The following is an 18,856-nucleotide window of genomic DNA, read 5'->3' as shown; positions in this document are numbered from 1 at the left end:
AAAAGTTAATGAATATCAAAAGTGACAGCATTCCAACAAGCTATAAGCTTAAAAAAATGGTGATTTAATTATTTTTTATACCTAAGGATTTATGAAAAATTAAAGAGAACTTTAGGCGCAACGTGTTAACATGGATTCGTTACCATTAAAATATAAATTTCATTTACTTTCATGGGTTTAATAAATGGAAAACTCGCTGGATAACTTCCAAATTTATTTTAAAATTGAAGCGGACCCCGAGCTTAGAGTTATTGGCTTTGGTCCAGAATGTGAAGTTTATGGCATTGATCCCAAAGAGGTCATTAATAAAAGTTTTTTAGATCTCGTCCATAAAGATGATCAAGAAGTTCTACTTAAAACACAAAAGGCCTACAAAGAATACCAAGTCGATATTTTCGATACTTACTTTAGAATACAAACTCCAAAATTTGGCCTACGAAAAATGCAGGCCATCGCACAAGTGGTTAGAGACCTTAAAGGTAACTCTCTTTACTATGAAGGTTATATTAAAGACCTGACTCTAAGAAAATCGAGAGAAGAAACGAATGTTTCGACCATGAATTACTTAAAAAACTTGGCCATTCAATATCAAAATGTTGTTGATAACGTCGCAATTGTCGCTGTAACAGATAAAAAAGGAAATATCGTGCACGTCAATGATCTTTTCGTCGAGATTAGTGGTTATAACAGAGACGAGTTAATTGGAAAGAACCACCGTATTTTAAAAAGTGGAATTCATGATAAAGAATTTTACCGAGACCTTTGGGAAACCATTCAAGATAAAAAAGTATGGAAAGGTGAAATTTGTAACAAAAGAAAAGACGGAACTCTCTATTGGGTCTTTACTACAATTGCACCAATTCTAGGTCCAACTGGGGAAATCGATAAATTCTTATCCATTCGATACGACATCACTCACGAAAAGCAATTGCATGATGAAGAAGTCGAAAAAATGACTCAACAATTCATGACAGAAAAGCTTGCAACAGTAGGTGAAGTCACAGCTTCAATTGCCCATGAAATCAACAACCCTCTCACCATTATCAAGGCCCAAGCGGAAAAACTTCTAAGAAGAAATAATAATCTTTCAGAAGATATTATAAATTCTGCCGAGAGTATTTCTAAAACGGCTAATCGGATTCAAAAGATCATTGAAAGTATCAAAACACTGTCTAGAAATACAGAGAATGACGAACTTGAATGGTTTCCTCTGCATGAAGTTATTGATCAATCGGTAGAAATTCTCAAGCATAAGATGATCAAAAATAACGTCTCTCTTTCTCAGATGCACATCCCTAAGCACTACTGTGTCTATTGTTATCCAGGAGAGATAACACAAGTTTTTACGAATTTAATATCAAATGCTATTGATGCTGTTGCCGAACTACCAGAGAGGTGGGTCGATATTCGCTTTATTGAAAATGGTGATGAGATTGAAATTCTTGTTATTGATGCTGGTCACGGCATACCACAAGAAATTGCTCAAAAAATAATGAGACCATTTTTTACCACAAAGAAATTTGGTCAGGGAACTGGGCTTGGACTAAGCTTCAGTAAAAAAATCCTTAAAAGGCACAACACAACACTCGTTTATGACGATAGCGCCAAGAACACAACCTTCAAGATCAAATTAAAACTGAAAAAAGATGAGTATTTAAAAGCGATGTAGTATCGAGATATCCTTCGTCTTTTGACCATCTGGAAGAATAAACTCTCCCTCTTGAAATTGCTCGATAGAATCAATGTAATAACTTTGATCATCAGTTGAAATCACTTCAAATGAAAGAACATAAGCAAGATACTTTTTAGAATCTTTTAGAAGTATTCGGTCTTCTAATACCTCAAGAGATTGGCGATTCAGTGTTGTTAGACAAAGTTGATCTAAAGAACGAGCATCCATATAATCAACTAAGGCTTCTTTATCATAGGCAATGAGTTCTTTGTTTTCCGTGTAGAGATTTCCAAGCATCTCAAAAGATTTAATCTCACTTCTACTATAAGACTTTGCAAGAACCATTGAATTTCTGTCGCGACACTCACCTTCAATTATCTGATGATAAAAGACAGGGTTCCCCTCTTGAATATTCAATAGCTCGCCCTCAAAAGAACAAAGAGCATAGCTATACTGACCTAGTGGAAGATGTGCTCGGTCTTTTAGATTAACACTCTCATTATCTTTGTGACTATCGTTAAAAGTATAAATGACCTGTGCTACTTCGCACATTTTTTCTATTGCATAGTTTCCACTAATTGAGCGAACAATATAACTTCCCTTAGAGGCATAAGCTGAAATTTCAATTTCACCAATACTTAATTGATCACTCATAGAGAGAGAGAGTTGCCCTTCTCTAGCACGTGCAGGAGCAAAAGGTGCACCTGTCCATGTCAATGTAATAGAGCGCGAACTCGAATTTCCAAGTTGATCAGTAACTTGATAAAAAATTGTATAAGTACCATCCGTATCGGCCGTAACGGCTGTATCTTCGGTATTGGTCGTAGAAAAGTTGATCGTTCCAGGACCAGAGCTTTGTGACCATGAATAAGTTAAAGTTGAAGTATCGGTAACTGTTGCATCAATTGCAACGGCAACAATTCCCGTTCCATTAAAGCTATTTCCCACCACGATACTTGGCGCATTGGTATCCCAAAGAAGCGAGAGTTCATCAAAGCTGGAGTTTCCTGCGGTATCAGTAACAGTTAAGCGAATAACATAAGAGCCGTCACTATCGGCAGCAATCGTCGTATCTTCACTTGTGCTACTTCCAAAAACGATATTTCCAGGACCAGAGACTTTTGTCCAAGCATATGACTGAACATTTGTTTCTGTAACCGTTGCATCGATTGTCGATTGCGCATTTAACTCGAGATCTGCGCCAACATTGACGACAGGGTTTGTTTGATCCCATGTAAAACTTAGTGAATCACTGGCACTATTTCCGGCAGCATCAGTAACGGTCAAAGTAACAAGATAAGTACCATCTGCAATCGCAGAGATATTCGTATCTTCAGCACTTGCACTGCCAAAGCTCACATTGGCCGGTGCAGTCCACGAATAAGTCATGGCCGTCTGATCGCTTGTTGTTGCATCGATATTTTGAAGTGAATTGGCCACAATATCAGAACCGACATTAACCGTAGGAGCAGTTGTATCGTAGACAAGAGTCATTTCATCAAAAGAACTATTCCCTGCCGTATCGACAACTGTTAAACGAATAACATATGTTCCATCAGTAGAAGGAAGAATGGTCGTATCCTCGCTAGTCGCACTTCCAAAGCTTACAGAACCAGGGCCTGAAACCTTTGACCACTGGATCGTTGAAATATTTGTCTCAGTAATCGTAGCATTTTGACTTATTTGAACGTTTGATGTGGCATCGGCCCCTGCATTAACAACAGGAGCAGTGGAATCCCAAGTGAGAGTGAATGAATCGTTAGATGAATTCCCGACAGCGTCTGTTACAGTTAGTGTTATTAAGTAGCTCCCATCAGCAGAAGCTTGAATCGTCGTGTCTTCACTCGTAGCACTTCCAAAACTAATATTAGCTGGAGCACTCCACAAATATGTCATCGTCGTCAAATCACTTGAACTTGCATCTAGAGTAAATTGAGCTGATTCGATTCGATCGGCGCCAACACTAACAACAGGGTTAGTCGTATCCCAAGTGAAGTTCATCGTATCACTAGAAGATTGTCCAAGCTCATCTGTTCCAGTCAATTTAACGACATAAACCCCATCGCTATCAGCACTAATTGTTGTATCTTCACTTGTGGCGCTTCCAAAAGTTAAGTTTCCACCACCAGAAACTTTAGACCATAGATAAGTTAAGGTCGTCGAGTCACTTGAAGTTGCATCTTGATTGACTTGAACATCAGTTTCAACATCAACCCCTGCATCAATTACAGGAGATGCTGTATCCCAAACAAGGGTCATTTCATCAAAGCTACTATTTCCTGCTTCATCTGTAACAGTCAGGCGTATAACATAACTTCCATCAGAGTTTGGGGAAATAGTTGTGTCTTCACTTGTCCCACTTCCAAAAATAACAAGCCCAGGACCCGATTGCTTAGACCAAACATAAGAGAGATTACTTGAAGCGTCTGTAACAGTGGCATCTTGAGTTGTTGCATTATTTAAAGTCTTATCTGTTCCAGCATTAACAACAGGTGCCGTCGTATCCCAAACGAGTTGAAAAGTATCAGTGGCCACATTTCCAACAGCATCGGTTGCCTCTAATTGAATAACATAAGTTCCATCACTTGAAGCTTGGACCGTAGTATCTTCACTAGTAGCACTTCCAAAGGTTATCGTTCCTGGTCCAGAAACTTTAGTCCAAGAATAAGTTAAGTTCGTTGCATCCGTGACGGTGGCATCTTGATTGAACTGAACATTAGAAACGACATCAACACCAGCATCAACAACAGGATTAGAAGTATCCCAAGTAAAATTTAATTCATCAAAGCTACTTTGACCTACTTCATCAGTCACAGTAAGACGGATAACATAATCGCCATCGGCATTGGCCGATATTGACGTATCCTCACTTGTTCCGCTGCCAAAGATAATGGCACCAGGCCCTGAAACTTTTGTCCAAACGTAAGTAAGGTTTGTTAAATCACTCGTTGTTGCATCTACATTCACTGCAATATTTGTTTCAATATCAACGCCAACATTAACAGTAGGATTAGTCGTATCATAAGTGAAACTCATCTCATCAAAGCCAGAGTTTCCAGCAGCATCAGTTGCAGTTAAGCGGATAACATAAACACCATCGGCATCAGCAACAATTGAAGTATCTTCACTCGAGGCGGAACCGAAAGTAATATTTCCAACACCAGAGATTTTAGTCCAAGAGTAAGTAATGGCCGTGGCATCTGTTACCGTTGCATTTTGATTAACTTGCACATTTGTAATTTGATCATTTCCTGCATCAACCACCGGAGCAGTCGAATCCCAAGTTAACGAGAAGTCATCACTCGAACTATTTCCGGCGCCATCGGTAACAGTTAATCTAAGAATATAACTTCCATCAGTGTCAGCAGTTACAGTTGTATCTTCCGCCGTTGCAGTTGCGAAGGTAATTGAACCTGGACCCGATACTTTTGACCACTGATAATTAATTGTGCTGTTTGCATCAACGACTGTTGCATCTTGATTAAAAAGAGCATTCACAAGTTGATCAACACCAGCGTTCACAGAAGGGTTTGTTGTGTCCCACTCAAAACTAAGATCATCAAAGGACGAAAGTCCAAATTGATCAGTGGCCGTAAGTCTTATGACATAAATACCATCGGCATCGGCACTAATATCTGTGTCTTCACTGGTTGAAGATGAAAATGTTACATTTCCTGGTCCAGAAACCTTTGTCCAAGAATAAGTTAAACTCGTTAAATCTGTTACAGTTGCATCTTGTGAAACAAGGACATTCGTGTTCTGATCAACTCCAGCATCCACTACTGGAGCAGTCGTATCCCAAACAAGGTTCATATCATCACTTGCAATATTTCCAGCTTGATCAGTGACAGTCAGACGAATGACATACTGGCCATCGGCATCAACACTTATATCAGTATCCTCTGAAGTTCCTGCACTAAAAGTCACATTCCCAGGCCCTGAGATTTTAGACCATAAGTAAGTCACACTTGTCGCATCGCTGACTGTTGCATCTTGAGAAAATAGGCCATTAACGACCTGATCGACTCCAGCATCGACAACAGGATCTGTAGAGTCCCAAGTGAGAGCGACTGTATCACTACTCACATTTCCGGCTCCATCAGTAGCTGTTAGACGAAGAACATAATCGCCATCAGTTGTTGTAAAAATGCTTGTATCTTCACTTGCTGAGCTTCCAAAAACAATCGTTCCAGGACCCGAGACTTTAGACCATGAATAAGTGAGAGTATTGGAATCTGTTACCGTTGCATCAAGGTTTGCTAGTGCTCCAGTGATCACATCGGCCGGCATTGTAATAGCAGGTGCAGTGGTATCCCAAAGAAAATTGACATCATCAGTTCCAACGTTTCCAAGAGCATCGGTGAGTGTTGCACGAAAGACATAGGAGCCTTCAGTATTAGCTGAAATTGTCGTCGTCTTAGAAGTCGATGAATTAAAACTCATCGTTCCAGGACCAGAAACCTGAGACCAAACAATCGTCGTTGCCGTTGTATCTGTCACAGAAACCGTTCTTGAGACAGCAACATTTGTATTAATATCAACCCCTGCATCGACAACGGGATTAGTCGTATCAAAGAGCAAGGTAAAACTATCTTCACCAACATTTGAATAAGTGTCCGTGGCCCTTAATCTGACAACATAACTTCCATCAGTATCGGCAACGACACTCGTATCTTCACTTGTAGCACTTCCAAAAGTTAAGTTTCCAGGCCCCGATACTTTTTCCCACAAGTACGTCATGGCATGAGCATCGCTGGTTGTTGCATCTTTATTAAAAAGCGCACCGGCCACGACATCTGCACCAACAGAAACACTCGGCTTCGTTCCATCCCACGATAAATTCATCTCGTCGTATGCACTATTTCCCGCAGCATCCGTTGCCGTCAATCGAATAACATAATCGCCATCGGCGCTAACACTAATTGTAGGATTTGTAGAGTGAGAGGAGACTGTCAGCGAACCAGGGCCAGATGTGACACTCCACCTTAAAGTCACTGGATTTAGCTCAGTAACAGTAGCTGTTTGAAAAAAAGCGGCATTTGCTAAAAGATTATCTCCACCAGCACTAACAACAGGATCAGTTGTATCATAAGTTAGTTCAAGAATATCACTTACAACTTTTGATCCAGAAGTAACTGTTAGTCTAAGTTGATAATCGCCTTCTGTACTTGGAGTAATGATTGGTTGTGACACAGTCGTGCTTGAAAATCCAATAGAACCTGCTCCAGAGACGACTTCCCATAGATAAGTTTTGTTAGGAGCATCAGAGATCGTTGGCGAAGCTGTAGCCGTTGAATTTGTATAAATCTTGTTTCCGGCATCAACCGAGAGCGTTTCCTCCTGAATAACAGGAGTTATAATAGATTCTTCACCCCCGCCACCTAGGCAAGAGCTAAGAAAGAAAGTGAGGATAAGAGAGATAACAAGACTTCTCATCGAACTTGCCTCCCCCAAAAATCAAACGGAAAAGAAACACCAATCGCTATTGAACTTACTTCAAAGCTCAAATCTCCTTCTAACTTTGTGATCACTCCGTTCTTTGTTGTTTGAGTATCAAAAGTCTCATTTTTAAACTCGGAGAAAAAGTGCATCATCCATGGACGATAAATAAGAAAAGACAGCTCCCCTTTAAAACCACTTCCAGAATAAGTGCTCTCATCGGCGGTACTCTTCATTTCAACAGAAGGCATCCAGCCAGCATAGAGGCGCAACACATCACTAAAGCGAATACCTGCACCAACAACATAGGCCACACCGATGAAGTTTTCCTTTGTCCCACCAGGGGATTCAAGTGTTCTAAAGTGGCCAGTCATTTCGGCCTTAAAAAATGGTAAATTATTTTGGTAGCCAATCCCAAGGCCACCATCGATTGCGCTCATTCCATAGGACTCATTGAGTAACGTCGCATCACCCGAGGCGTGCAAAGTTGCATGGGGCTCAAAGAGAACTCCAGCAAAAGTGCTTTGAATGAATAAAAGAAAAAAAACTAGTTGGCGCATTGGCTTCCTTGCCTCAAAAGCTCCACTCAATAGAGCTTAAAAAATTGTAGCAATTTGATCTGATAAAGCCAAATTATCGTGAATAAAATGCGCAGTGTCATTATGCCTAGACACCACTGTAAAAAATCAGCTTTTTATTAATGTCTTTATAGATATTATGCTATAATAAAATTAACTTGAAAACTTAACTGCCTGATTTAATTATGAAAAAGTCTATCTATGAATATTCAGATTATAAGAACTTTCTGAATGACTACATTATTTCAAGGCCTTATCGAGGCAGAGGTCTAAAAGCAAAAATAGCAAAGGCCTTAAGAATACACACCGCCTATGTCTCGCAGGTGCTAAATAATCACCCGCACTTTACGCTTGAACAAGCTGAAGAGCTGACAGAGTTCTTAGGTCTTACCAAGAACGAGTCGCACTTTTTTCTACTTTTAATACAAAAGGAAAGGTCCGGCTCAAAGCGACTTGAAAAATACTTTCTAGGACAAATTGAGCAATTTAAAGAAGAACAGAAAAAACTCAAGGCGCGCTTAGAAGTTGATGATGAAATCAAGGCAGAAGATAGACAAACCTATTATAGTAGTTGGCACTACATTGCCATACATGCACTTCTTTCAGTTAAAGAGTATCAAAATAAAGAAGTGATATCTCAAAGGCTTTCTCTTCCCCTAGAAAAAGTAAATGAGGTCATTGAATTCTTATTAGAAATTGGATTGATCGTAAAAGAGAGTGATGGTTATAGTTTTACATCTAAAGACTTTCACCTGACTAGTGATAGTCCAATGATTAGTAAACACCACACGAACTGGCGCTTAAGATCAATCTCATCTTTAGATCGAAAAAGCGACGATGACCTCCACTACTCAGGAGTTATCAGCGTAAAAAAAGAAGATGCCTTGGCCATTAAAAATATTCTGATTAAGTCACTACAAGATGTAAGAGATGTTATTAAAGATTCGAGTGAACAAGAAGTGTATTGCTATACAATTGATATGTTTGAAGTATAAAAAAGGCCCTCGTTAAAGAGGGCCTATATGTTTTAATAAAATGTCACGTTGTCATATTTTAAATCAAGTAGATATTCAAAATTTTGCGCGATATTCTTTTGAATCTTTTTCCCATCATGATAAATCAAAACAGGCTTAAACTCACCTTCATTACGAGCTTTTTCGGCAACGTGATCAGGAGAGATCGTATAACGACCGACTTGCTTGGCCACTGGCCATTGATAGTCTTCGTATACAACGTAAGCAAGTTCAGAGCAAACAATTTTTTTATCCGTTTGAACATTGAAGTTGAAGTCATATTCTTTCCCAACCTGCATGAAAGCTTTTCTTAAGTAGTGCTTCTTATCTTCAAGTGAGAACTCTTCTTTTGTACGAACAACTGCAAGGTCATCAATATCGAGGAAGTGTCTAAGAGAGTTGATTTGAACCCCTGGTCTTAAGGCCTCAACAATATTTCTTCCATTTCTAATTAATGTTTTAAAGTCATCCCCTTCATAACCATTTACACTAACAGCGTAGTCATAAAGTTCATCTAACTCATCCCACATACCGATTTCTTTAAGTTCTTCTTCTGTTCCAATCCAAATGGCCACGTGTCCCCAGTGCCCAGGAATGAACTTATCCGTTAATCTAAAAGGCGTTTTCTCAAGAAGAATATCTAATGCCTTAATTTGCTTTCTAATAGATACTTCCTCTTGCAGAGTAATTCTTTTCATTTTCCCGGAACGAGACTGAACAAGACCGACTGTATTTCCAAATCCCATACTTACGATATTCATTGATTCATCACCAATTTTAAAAATTCTATCGCGAAGAGATTTAGCGAAACGATCTAGCCTAAACTTAATACGATCACCAATTGTGATCTCTTGAATCTTTCCATAAGTATAAGAACCATCAATCAATTCATTGAGGTAATGGTTGTAACTATTAGTTGTTAAACTTGATTTAGGATTACTCTTTTCCCACTTCTTAATATCTTGGATATATTCAACAACTCGAAGCGCTCTTTTGTAGTTATCAAGTTTTCTAAAATTTCCAGAAATCTCTTTGATGAGTCCTTCAACTTCTACGTTATCAAAATTAACGACACGACGAAGCTCTTTATCCTCATCATATGGCTGAATTGCGAGGATATAGTTATCATAGAGAGTAAGTGCCGCAACAAGGCTCTTTTTCATTCTTAGAACATGAAGCATTCCTTCATCTTCCATTGGATTTAATTCAATATTTACTTTCTTATCGATATCGAAGAAATTTCCAAAGAAACCAGAAAACCAGTTCGCATACTCTTTATTAACTCTCGTTTTATTGGCCGTGATTTTAAATTCAACTTCTTTATCACTGTACCACTTATATTCAGAAACATTTGTTAATAACTCTTGTCTATTCGTCGCATATGATTTTGTCGTCTCGTGAATGAGACGAAGATCTTCAGAGCTTAGTACTCTTTTGTCTTTGCTCTTATTCAGTTTAGCCTTTTCAATTTTATTTCCAATATTATTATAAAATGTGATGGCCCTCAATCTGAGTTCTAAGGCCTTTGAAACATTCTTATTAAAAATCTCAAAATTCTCTTCGTAACTTTGAAACTCGTGATAGACCGGAGACGTTTCCTCGACCGAAGCGACTTTCCTACTATTACTTTTAAAGTTAGTACAAGAACTTACCCCTAAGGATAGAGCTAAAACCAAAGAGCGATAGCGCATTGAGACCTCCCATAATAAATCATATGCTTTTGTGACTGATCACTGACCTATCGGACAGTTTCACTCAAGTATCAAGTAAAAACTAAAAAAGCTCCCTAGTTACGGGAGCTTATTATTTAGTAGTAGCGAATTGGATAAGCTTCAAGATGATCAGGAAGCTTGGAGCGATCGAAGTACAAAAAACTTTTAATCTCGATTTCTGTTCCTACTTCTACGGCCTCGAAGAGCTCTTTCATTTGTTCATCTGTGATACCGATACATCCAGAAGTCCAGTCAAAATAAGGATAAAAATAAGCTCTTAACCACTCATCAACAGTCTCAACATCAGCACCAATTTTGGTAACAAAGTCTCTAACTACTTTTGTTGGACGATATGGGAAACCATGAATAAGGATCATGTCCCCTAACTCCCACTTAGTTTTCCCATTTTTCTTTCCCCATGCAATATCCTTTTTATTTGGATAATTTATTAAGAGTGAAAGTGGGTATTGAGTTCTTTGTCTTTTCTTAATGATTTTATATGACCCCTCTGGAGTTCTCATATCTCCACGAAGCCTCTTAGGTCCCATTCTAAAGCCTGGAATATTATGTGAAATACTAAGAGCAATTTTATATTCACGCACAAGCTCATCTTGGTAATAAGCACGCATGAGTCTCTCTTGTTTATAAACTTTGATCTTATCTACTTTAAGCTTCGCGGCACTTGAAAATGAGACGACAGAAAAGAGAATGAGAATAAGATATTTCATAAAATTCCTCGATATAATAATTTTAGCCATATATAGCACCGAATGGGAATGACCACCTGACTTTGGCACTCTAAAGTAAAAAATATATCTTCACATTTTTTGCGAATACCAATAACTGCTAGAATTTTCTTAATCTCATCAAAACGTCTTGAAATGATTTAGTTTTAGAGCTAGCAATAAGGTATGACAAAAGACAATTATAGCTACGAAGAACAAAGACAGAAAGTCCTCGATAAAAAGATCAAGGCCCAAAAAAGTTACTCGAAAAAAATTGAGCGAGAAGCGAAGCCCGATTGGTTTAAAATTAAGCTTCCTGGTGGAGATAACTATAAAGAAGTTAAGCAAAACCTGCGTAAGAATAATTTATGGACAGTATGTGAAGAGGCATCATGCCCTAATTTAAGCGAGTGTTGGTCTCAAAAAACCGCCACGATGATGATTCTTGGTGGAACTTGTACGAGGGCCTGTAAATTCTGTCATGTCGATACAGGCAACCCTGGTGGCTTTGTCGATAAAAATGAAATCGAAAATGCTGCGCGTATGGCCGATATCATGAAGCTCAAATACCTCGTTGTCACTTCTGTAGATAGAGATGATTTAAGTGATTATGGAGCAGGACACTTTGCCGATGTCGTCAATGCCATTGCCCAAAGACATAGTGATACTCTTGTGGAAGTTCTCATCCCAGACTTTAATGGCGTTGAAGAACATATGCATACTCTTGCTAGAAGTAACCCTTTTGTTATCGCACAGAATGTTGAGACAGTTAAAAGACTGACTCATGTCGTTCGAGATAGAAGAGCTGGATACGAGCAAACGCTCGATTGCCTAGAGTTCTACAAAAAGAACTACCCTCATATTTCAACAAAAACTTCCCTCATGGTTGGACTAGGTGAAACTTACGATGAGTTAGTTGAATGCATGGAAGACCTCAGAGAGAGAAACGTCGATATCGTAACCTTTGGTCAATACCTAAGGCCGACTCCTCGTCACCTTCCCGTACAAGAGTACTACCGCCCGGAAGTTTTTGAGAAACTAAAAGAAAAGGCCTATGAACTTGGCTTTAAATTTGTCGCCTCTGGTCCACTTGTTAGAAGTAGTTATAAAGCGGCCGACTATCTTGAGCACCTTAAAAAACAAGGTCACAATGTATGAAGATCTTAGAGGGACTAGATCTTGAAAAATTTGATCTTTACCCATCTGATTACACAGTAGATCTAGAAAATAAAGAAATCGTCATCACAAAGAAAAATTGGGACTACATCAAATCTTTAGAGCTTCAAGAAATCCTTGTTGAGAGGATTTGGAAAAATAAAGATGAAAGGGCCCTCATTTTTTGCTCTCATCCCCACTGTTTCACGCTAGGAAAGGGACTGCAAAAGACCAGAGAAGTCGATAAAAATCTCGTCGATTTCAATGAACAACTTATCGATATACTTCCATTTCCCGTGCATAAAATTAGCAGAGGTGGAGGAATAACTTTTCACTATCCAGGACAATTAGTCTTCTACCCTATTATGAGCTTAGAGAAACATAAACTGAGAGTCTTTGACTTTTTGAAAAATGTTTTGAAGATGACAAAGTATAGTTTGGAACAATTGTACTCACTAAATGATCTTGAATGTGATAGAGAGCTTTTAGGACTTTGGCATAAAGAGAACAAAATTGCATCGATTGGTCTCTCAGCAAAGAGATTTGTTAGTTACCATGGTTTGGCCTTAAATCTCATTAACGATCAAAAGATGAATGATGCTCTTAAACAAGTCTTTCCCTGTGGTCTTCCAGGCAGTATATACAAGTCCATTGATCAATTGATAGAAAATAAAAACAGTGATCAATATTTTGATACAATCAAAGCTTCAATCTTACATCAAATATAGAGGGCCTATCAAAGGCCCATTTTAATATTAAAGATCGTTTTCGATTCCCGTAAAAAGAATGTCCATAACAGCATTTGGATCTTCATTTAAAAGAGAAGAATTAATTAGTAGAACATCTAATAAAACAACTTCCATATCATAGAGCGAATCAGAAAGAATCTTACCTTCAAAATTCCATCCACCAGTCCCCTGATCTGAACCAATTTCAGCATTCATTGTGCCGTAGAGATTTCCCTGTAGATGTCTTTTAATTTCTTGTAATCCCTTCTTCTTACAAGAAATATCAGAAGATTTGCACTTCTTTTTTAGAATACTTTTCGTAGAATTAAGGATAATTTGATAGCTATTTTCATCCAAAAATTGATTAAAGACTTGCTTCGACTCTAAATCATTCAGGATGATCGTTTGATCTGTACCTTTTAAAAAGTCGATATCAAGTTTCTTTAGGCCATCAGCAAAACTTGAAGAAACAGTAAGTAATAGTAAAGAAAGAATCATCATTTTTAATTTATTCATATAATCTCCAGTCATTCTAAAATATCTAAGTCTAATTTTTTAATCTCTAACTAAATCTAACAATTTTGACCCTAAAATATCCCTAAGAACTTTTTTCGCTTTTTAATATTGATCTTAACCGGGCTAAGAAGGACATTTCTTGAACCTCTAAAGATCTTGGCCTTAATATTTTTACCATCTAAAGTTCTAATAAGAGTCATATAACGAGTGAAATCCCCAGGCTGTCTGACAGCGTGTAATTTCCCATTGAAACAACTCAACATGAGCGAAAATTGATGCCCCTTAAAGTTGAAATATTCACTAGATTTAAATTGTCCACGAGCTTTCAAATTAATAAAATCATCAGTTTTAGCGCAGTAATCGACATAAGGTCTAAGCTGAGAGACGTAAGACTCTTGAATTTGATCGATGTGCTCACTTGCATCAACTTCGTAGGAGCTATAAACATTAAGGCCATCTAAAACTCGTTGAACAAGTTGAATTTTATTATGGGTTGCTTGAGATAAGCTTGCCCAGTCTTCATCTAAGGTCATGCTATAAAGACCTGCCAAATGATTAAAGAGTGCCTTTAACTCCAATATAGAATCATGTCCATCACTGGCCTTCTTTAAGTTTTCAATTAGCTCTTCTTCAAGTTCAACAGAACGTTCATCGGAGATTTCAAGTGGATTTACATAAAGGCCACTTCTTAATTTCTCTACGAAAGTTCTCGAACTCATAAGAGTCATTTTCCAAGCATAGAGATTTCGATCAATCCAAATTGATGTTTTTAAGAGCTTAAGCTTAATTAAGTTCTGAATAACTTTTTCGGACTCGATATACTTATTGCTTTGATCATTAACATTCTTTGGCGACCATTGATAAAGTTTAAAATGCTCTTTTACTTCTTCATTGATCAAATTGAGATCCATTCTAAATTTATCTTTCAAACTTGAATCCACATTTTGAAAGCGGCTTTCCTCCCACTGAATACCAAGAAGCTTTAGCTCCCCTTGATTAACATCACTCAAATCGAGAACTCCAAGTTTTAAAGAATAGAGCTTCATCGCTTGAGTAGAAAGAAATTCATTGATATGCTTAATATCTTTTTTAAATTGAGCAACTCTAGCAGTTGTAACTTTTGCTGGTAATATTTGATATGGATTCGTTGGAATAGAAAGATCATCAACCCATTCAGGAAGACGACGATCTTGTCCTTTGAGATTAATCTTTTTAATAAAGAAAGAATAATTCTTTGTTTCTTCTTTTTTCTCACTTAAAATCTCTAAGTAAATAGATTCAAGTTTAGAGATAATTCGACCTAGTTTTACCTTCTCTGCACCAGTCATACTTCCACGTAAGAGATTTACTTTTAAATTTGAAAATGGATTAAGCAAGTAACCTTGACCAAAAATAAAAGCACTATCTCCACCACGAAAACTCTGAAGAAGATCTTTATAATGGTCTAGACTTGAAAAGACTAGATCATGATTATTTGATAATTGGTAAAGAAATTTCAATGAACGTCCATAAGCGTGGTATTCGTTCATAACACTCATATTAATGAGCTCACTTAGAAAGGACTTAATTTTAGCTCTATCAGAGTCTAGAAGAGTCATTTCAACTTTAGAATTACGGTCTTTCTTTGCAAGGATCTTATCCTCAAGCTGGCCAAAATCTTTTTCATAGAAGTAACCTTCTAGATTTTTTAAATTCAAAATCAACTGAGTTTTATCACCCTTATGATAACGACTGACACGAGAGAGAAAGTCATCAAAATTTGCTAGAACATAATCACGAGATCGTTTAACTCCTTTATCAGTGGCATGAATCATTTCATGTACAAAAGTAACAAGAGTCTCTTCGATACTTCTTCTTGCAAGGTCGATTAAAAAGATATTCTTATCCCTGTTAAAAGCACCTGTTACTAAGAAGTTTCCAAAATCATCTTTTTTCATAAGATCATGAGTATGCTGATCATGATGACCTGAAAGTTCTTTTCTCTTTTTAAGACCGAGATCCTCTACTTCAATCTCACCTCTAACAACGAGTCTTTCAAATTGACGGGCAGTCTGTTGGATAGAATCATCACCAACAACCTTGATTAAAGACAAAGCCGTTAACACATAGTTTTTGACCCAGTGTTTACGAAGCTCTTTATTATATGAAGTTGAGCGAAAATCAGCATAATATCTTAGGATAGCGACTTTAATTGGATAAGTGACAGTGAAAGAGTTTTTATACTTAGTCGATTCAAAAATCCTAGCAACAAAATCTTCTTTAGAAAGTTGTTCGGATTTAAGATCTCTAACAAAAGCACTAATTTCTCTTTCTAATTGTGAGCCTTCTCTTTCAAGATCAGTAGGCCACATATTTTTTTGAACAAGTTGTTCTACTAATTCGATTGGCAGCTCATCTGATACCGCTGCATGAGCGTTAGCAAGACCAAGAAAAAATGTTGTTAGTATAAGGATAAAAGTTTTCATAAGTTTCCGTATCGATTTCAAGGGTTGAGACAGGTGTCTAAAATTTGAACACTTTTTTAAAAAATTCCTATCTCAACCAACTGTTATCGCTATAAATAATTTTCTTATTAATATTAAGCAATTCTAGTGCCAATTCTTTAAAGAGCGACATTAAGAGCCCTGATCAGACGATATACTTCAATTCTCAGTCCATCGAGTTGAACTCTCTTAGGTACTTCTCTATTTTTTAAAGAAGAAAGTACGTTTACGTAATAAGGGTTTTTCGTTAGGCCATAGGCATCTTTTAAAACACTTTTGATAACATTCTTACGAACGCGCGTATCGCTAGCGAGGTCGTCAACAAGATATTGAACAAGCTTAATAAGAAAAACACCTTTTGAAGCATCACTTTTTAAACCTTGAGAGTGACTCCACATTCTAAGAGCATGCATTCTTCCAAATTCAGCACTAGAGATATGAAATGTATTACGGTTTAAATAATCTGTGTACTCTCCAGGAAGATCATCAAGCGCACCATGGATTTCTGTGTTGTTATTAACAACTGCATAGGCAAGGTTCATTCCACCCACATAAAATGTTGTAAGTGATCTTACCGTTTCATCGTGATTAGCACCTGATATTGAAATAACTGAGCGAACCATATCTCTTGTTCTTTTAAGTGTCTTTCTCAAATAAAGTTCATCTTCATTATTATTTGAATTAGCAATAATTTCACCTGCACTGTGATCTAAATATTTAAGTCTATCTGAAAGATTAAAATCCACTCTTCTATCGAGACACTTTTTAATCATTTCTTTCGATGTATAGGCATCCGCAACAATCTCTTCGATTTCACTATCATCTAAACCTTCATAATCTAATTGATCATTCATATCACCAAGGTCATTGATAAACGTTTGATCTACCTTGCTTGATAGTGATTGATCATCGAGATCACTTAGATCCTTTGGTTCAATGGCCATAGCGCTTGCGTTTATAACTAAAATTAATGTTAAAAATAATCTTATATTTTTCATGTTAACTCCTAAAATTGATCCTTAATGTTCATCCAAATCTTCTTTAAAAAGCTTGGAGAACCGTTTTTATACACAGACATTCTAAATTCACCTGGTTCAAAAGTTGGAGTTGCAACAAGCACACTCTCACTCTGACCTTTATAGCTTTCAAAAAAGACAGCTAAAGATTGAATTCTCTCATAACTAACAGCACTCGCACTCATAGCATTAAACTCACTAACAACGAGTCCTGAAAAGATACCATCAGCATTGAGGTCAATAAGATTGTATGTATTTTGTAATTCATTTTTTCCATAAAAAGAGATTTCATCGCCGACAACCATCAACTGTAATCCTTTTCTTGAAGAACCACTCGCGAAAAAGCCATGCTTAGAGCGTGCACTTAGTTTTGGGTTACGAGTTTTCTTGCTTTTTCTTTTCATCTTGAAAATTTCACCTTCGAAGGCACCATTTTGACCTTTCAGTAAGTAGCTAAATCCCTTATTACCATTGTACTTAGAGATAAGAACAACTTTCGAGCGAGGATTATCCTCCGAATCAATTTGAACATTACCACTATTCGTTACGCTAAGAGGGCTCAGCATGATATTCTTTCCATTTTTTGTTGCTCTTGAGTGATAGATTCTTCCAATACTCGAAGTCTTTCCAGCAACGGTTTTCTTATCAATAAAAAGAAAAAACTTTCTCTCTTTATCGTTAACATCTTCTTCTACGAGAACTTCATATTTTTTCGAATAATTCATTCCTTCAGCTTCATAGTAACCACTTTCAATCTGTAACTTTCTTTTAGCTGTCGTTTCTTTTACTTCTTGAAAGACCTCGTCGAGCGAGTATGATTCAATTTTTTGAGCATAACTCATTGGTTGAATGGCAAATAATAAACTTAACGCTATTGCTTTTGTTGTCGTTTTCATCACTACTCCTCTTAGAAACAAGTATCTTTACTTACATATACATTGTTGATTGTTTGTCTCAGTTGCTTTAGTTCAGCTCTTACCACTTTAACTTTACGATTTGATGGAACTCGAATCTGATCACATCTATAATCGACAATAAGATTTAGGATTGCTTCGATATTTGCATTTACTTCACAAAGATTTCTTCTATAAACACTATTAGAAAAAAGCGTTTTAGTAGAAGCAACCATGGCATAGGCCATATCTAGCTCAACTTCATTACTGGCAAGGGCCAATGAAACTTCATCAAAGAGATCAAGATACTTCTTTGAAAGAGTTTTTACCTTTTCAAAATGATCTTTAATGATGTTAGAGTTAAAAAATGATACTCCGTAATATCTATCAACGAGGTTTGTATAGTAACGGCTATCGATCTCATCGTATGTCCAAAGAGCAAGATCAATTAGCTTATTAAGCATCATGAACTCAACTTGAATACCGATGTATTTATTCTTAATATTCTCAGAAATCGTTTTCTTAAGAACTTGAGCAACTGAATTCGCGTTTTGTATCGTCTGCGCACTAAGAGGTGGAAGCTCTGTACTCATATAAGGATTTAATCTCGATGCTTCAGCAAGAACTGAATGTAGACGTTGAACCGCTTCATTTTTCTTTCCATATCTCCATTCATCAACGGCCATATTTCTCTGTGCTTTAATTTCAGCAAGAACTTCAATACATTGATCAAAAAATTCAAGAGAATCATTTTCACTCATACTTTGAGAATGAATACTCATCGCCTGTGAAAAAGAAATTGTTTTTTTAAGTGGACACTGTCCAGCAGAAAGAGCTGGCATTGAGTTTAAAGAAAGTGTCATTAATCCAAGTGTTCCGATAATTTTTGTTAATTTCATTGTTGTCTCCTTTTGATTTGTTGAAGA

Annotated in this window: 13 protein-coding genes; 4 read left to right on the top strand and 9 right to left on the bottom strand. The window is 37.1% G+C overall.

The window, feature by feature from the left end:
- Positions 1–184: 184 nt before the first annotated feature.
- Positions 185–1,669, top strand: a complete 1,485-nt coding sequence (locus HBN50_RS03970; protein WP_273868121.1) for a PAS domain-containing sensor histidine kinase — start codon at positions 185–187, stop codon at positions 1,667–1,669.
- On the opposite strand, the gene HBN50_RS03965 is transcribed toward HBN50_RS03970, so the two are convergent.
- The gene (locus HBN50_RS03965) at positions 1,655–7,108 is read right to left on the bottom strand and encodes a PKD domain-containing protein (RefSeq protein WP_273868119.1); all 5,454 of its coding nucleotides are present in this window, start codon (positions 7,106–7,108) and stop codon (positions 1,655–1,657) included. The genes HBN50_RS03970 and HBN50_RS03965 overlap by 15 nt on opposite strands.
- Positions 7,105–7,671, bottom strand: coding sequence for a hypothetical protein (locus tag HBN50_RS03960; RefSeq protein ID WP_273868118.1), 567 nt, complete (start codon positions 7,669–7,671; stop codon positions 7,105–7,107). The genes HBN50_RS03965 and HBN50_RS03960 overlap by 4 nt, the downstream gene beginning before the upstream one ends.
- A 203-nt stretch (positions 7,672–7,874) precedes the next feature.
- Here HBN50_RS03960 and HBN50_RS03955 point away from each other — a divergent pair, with 203 nt between their 5' ends.
- Entirely contained in the window at positions 7,875–8,684 is an 810-nt protein-coding gene (locus tag HBN50_RS03955) for a TIGR02147 family protein (RefSeq protein WP_273868117.1), read from the top strand.
- Positions 8,685–8,716: 32 nt separating this feature from the next.
- Here the strand turns inward: HBN50_RS03955 and HBN50_RS03950 are convergent, their stop codons facing one another.
- Both HBN50_RS03950 and HBN50_RS03945 read right to left on the bottom strand, forming a co-directional pair.
- Positions 8,717–10,393: a YiiX/YebB-like N1pC/P60 family cysteine hydrolase gene (locus HBN50_RS03950; RefSeq protein ID WP_273868114.1), complete on the bottom strand. Its 1,677-nt coding sequence runs from the start codon at positions 10,391–10,393 to the stop codon at positions 8,717–8,719.
- 116 nt (positions 10,394–10,509) lie between these two features.
- Positions 10,510–11,142 (bottom strand): L,D-transpeptidase family protein, encoded by a 633-nt coding sequence (locus HBN50_RS03945; protein WP_273868112.1) that lies wholly within the window; start codon positions 11,140–11,142, stop codon positions 10,510–10,512.
- 183 nt (positions 11,143–11,325) lie between these two features.
- Here HBN50_RS03945 and lipA point away from each other — a divergent pair, with 183 nt between their 5' ends.
- Entirely contained in the window at positions 11,326–12,297 is a 972-nt protein-coding gene (gene lipA, locus HBN50_RS03940) for a lipoyl synthase (RefSeq protein WP_273868111.1), read from the top strand.
- Positions 12,294–13,022, top strand: a complete 729-nt coding sequence (locus HBN50_RS03935) for a lipoyl protein ligase domain-containing protein (RefSeq protein WP_273868110.1) — start codon at positions 12,294–12,296, stop codon at positions 13,020–13,022. Before lipA ends, HBN50_RS03935 begins: the two co-directional genes overlap by 4 nt.
- 27 nt (positions 13,023–13,049) lie before the next feature.
- On the opposite strand, the gene HBN50_RS03930 is transcribed toward HBN50_RS03935, so the two are convergent.
- The 5 genes from HBN50_RS03930 to HBN50_RS03910 form a co-directional block, all read right to left on the bottom strand.
- A complete protein-coding gene (locus HBN50_RS03930; protein ID WP_273868109.1) occupies positions 13,050–13,538 on the bottom strand; it encodes a hypothetical protein in 489 nt (162 codons plus the stop codon).
- A 71-nt stretch (positions 13,539–13,609) separates the two neighbouring features.
- Positions 13,610–16,003 (bottom strand): hypothetical protein, encoded by a 2,394-nt coding sequence (locus tag HBN50_RS03925; protein ID WP_273868108.1) that lies wholly within the window; start codon positions 16,001–16,003, stop codon positions 13,610–13,612.
- Between the two features lie 137 nt (positions 16,004–16,140).
- On the bottom strand, positions 16,141–17,019 hold the full coding sequence (locus tag HBN50_RS03920; protein ID WP_273868107.1) for a hypothetical protein: 879 nt from the start codon (positions 17,017–17,019) through the stop codon (positions 16,141–16,143).
- Between the two features lie 8 nt (positions 17,020–17,027).
- Positions 17,028–17,933 (bottom strand): hypothetical protein, encoded by a 906-nt coding sequence (locus HBN50_RS03915; RefSeq protein ID WP_273868106.1) that lies wholly within the window; start codon positions 17,931–17,933, stop codon positions 17,028–17,030.
- A gap of 11 nt (positions 17,934–17,944) precedes the next feature.
- Positions 17,945–18,829, bottom strand: coding sequence for a hypothetical protein (locus tag HBN50_RS03910; protein ID WP_273868104.1), 885 nt, complete (start codon positions 18,827–18,829; stop codon positions 17,945–17,947).
- Positions 18,830–18,856: the final 27 nt, after the last annotated feature.

The organism is Halobacteriovorax sp. GB3 (assembly GCF_028649655.1).
GTDB lineage: Bacteria > Bdellovibrionota > Bacteriovoracia > Bacteriovoracales > Bacteriovoracaceae > BSW11-IV.
The sequence above is the reverse complement of the archived record's forward strand: the minus strand, read 5'-3'. Positions and strand labels throughout refer to the sequence as shown.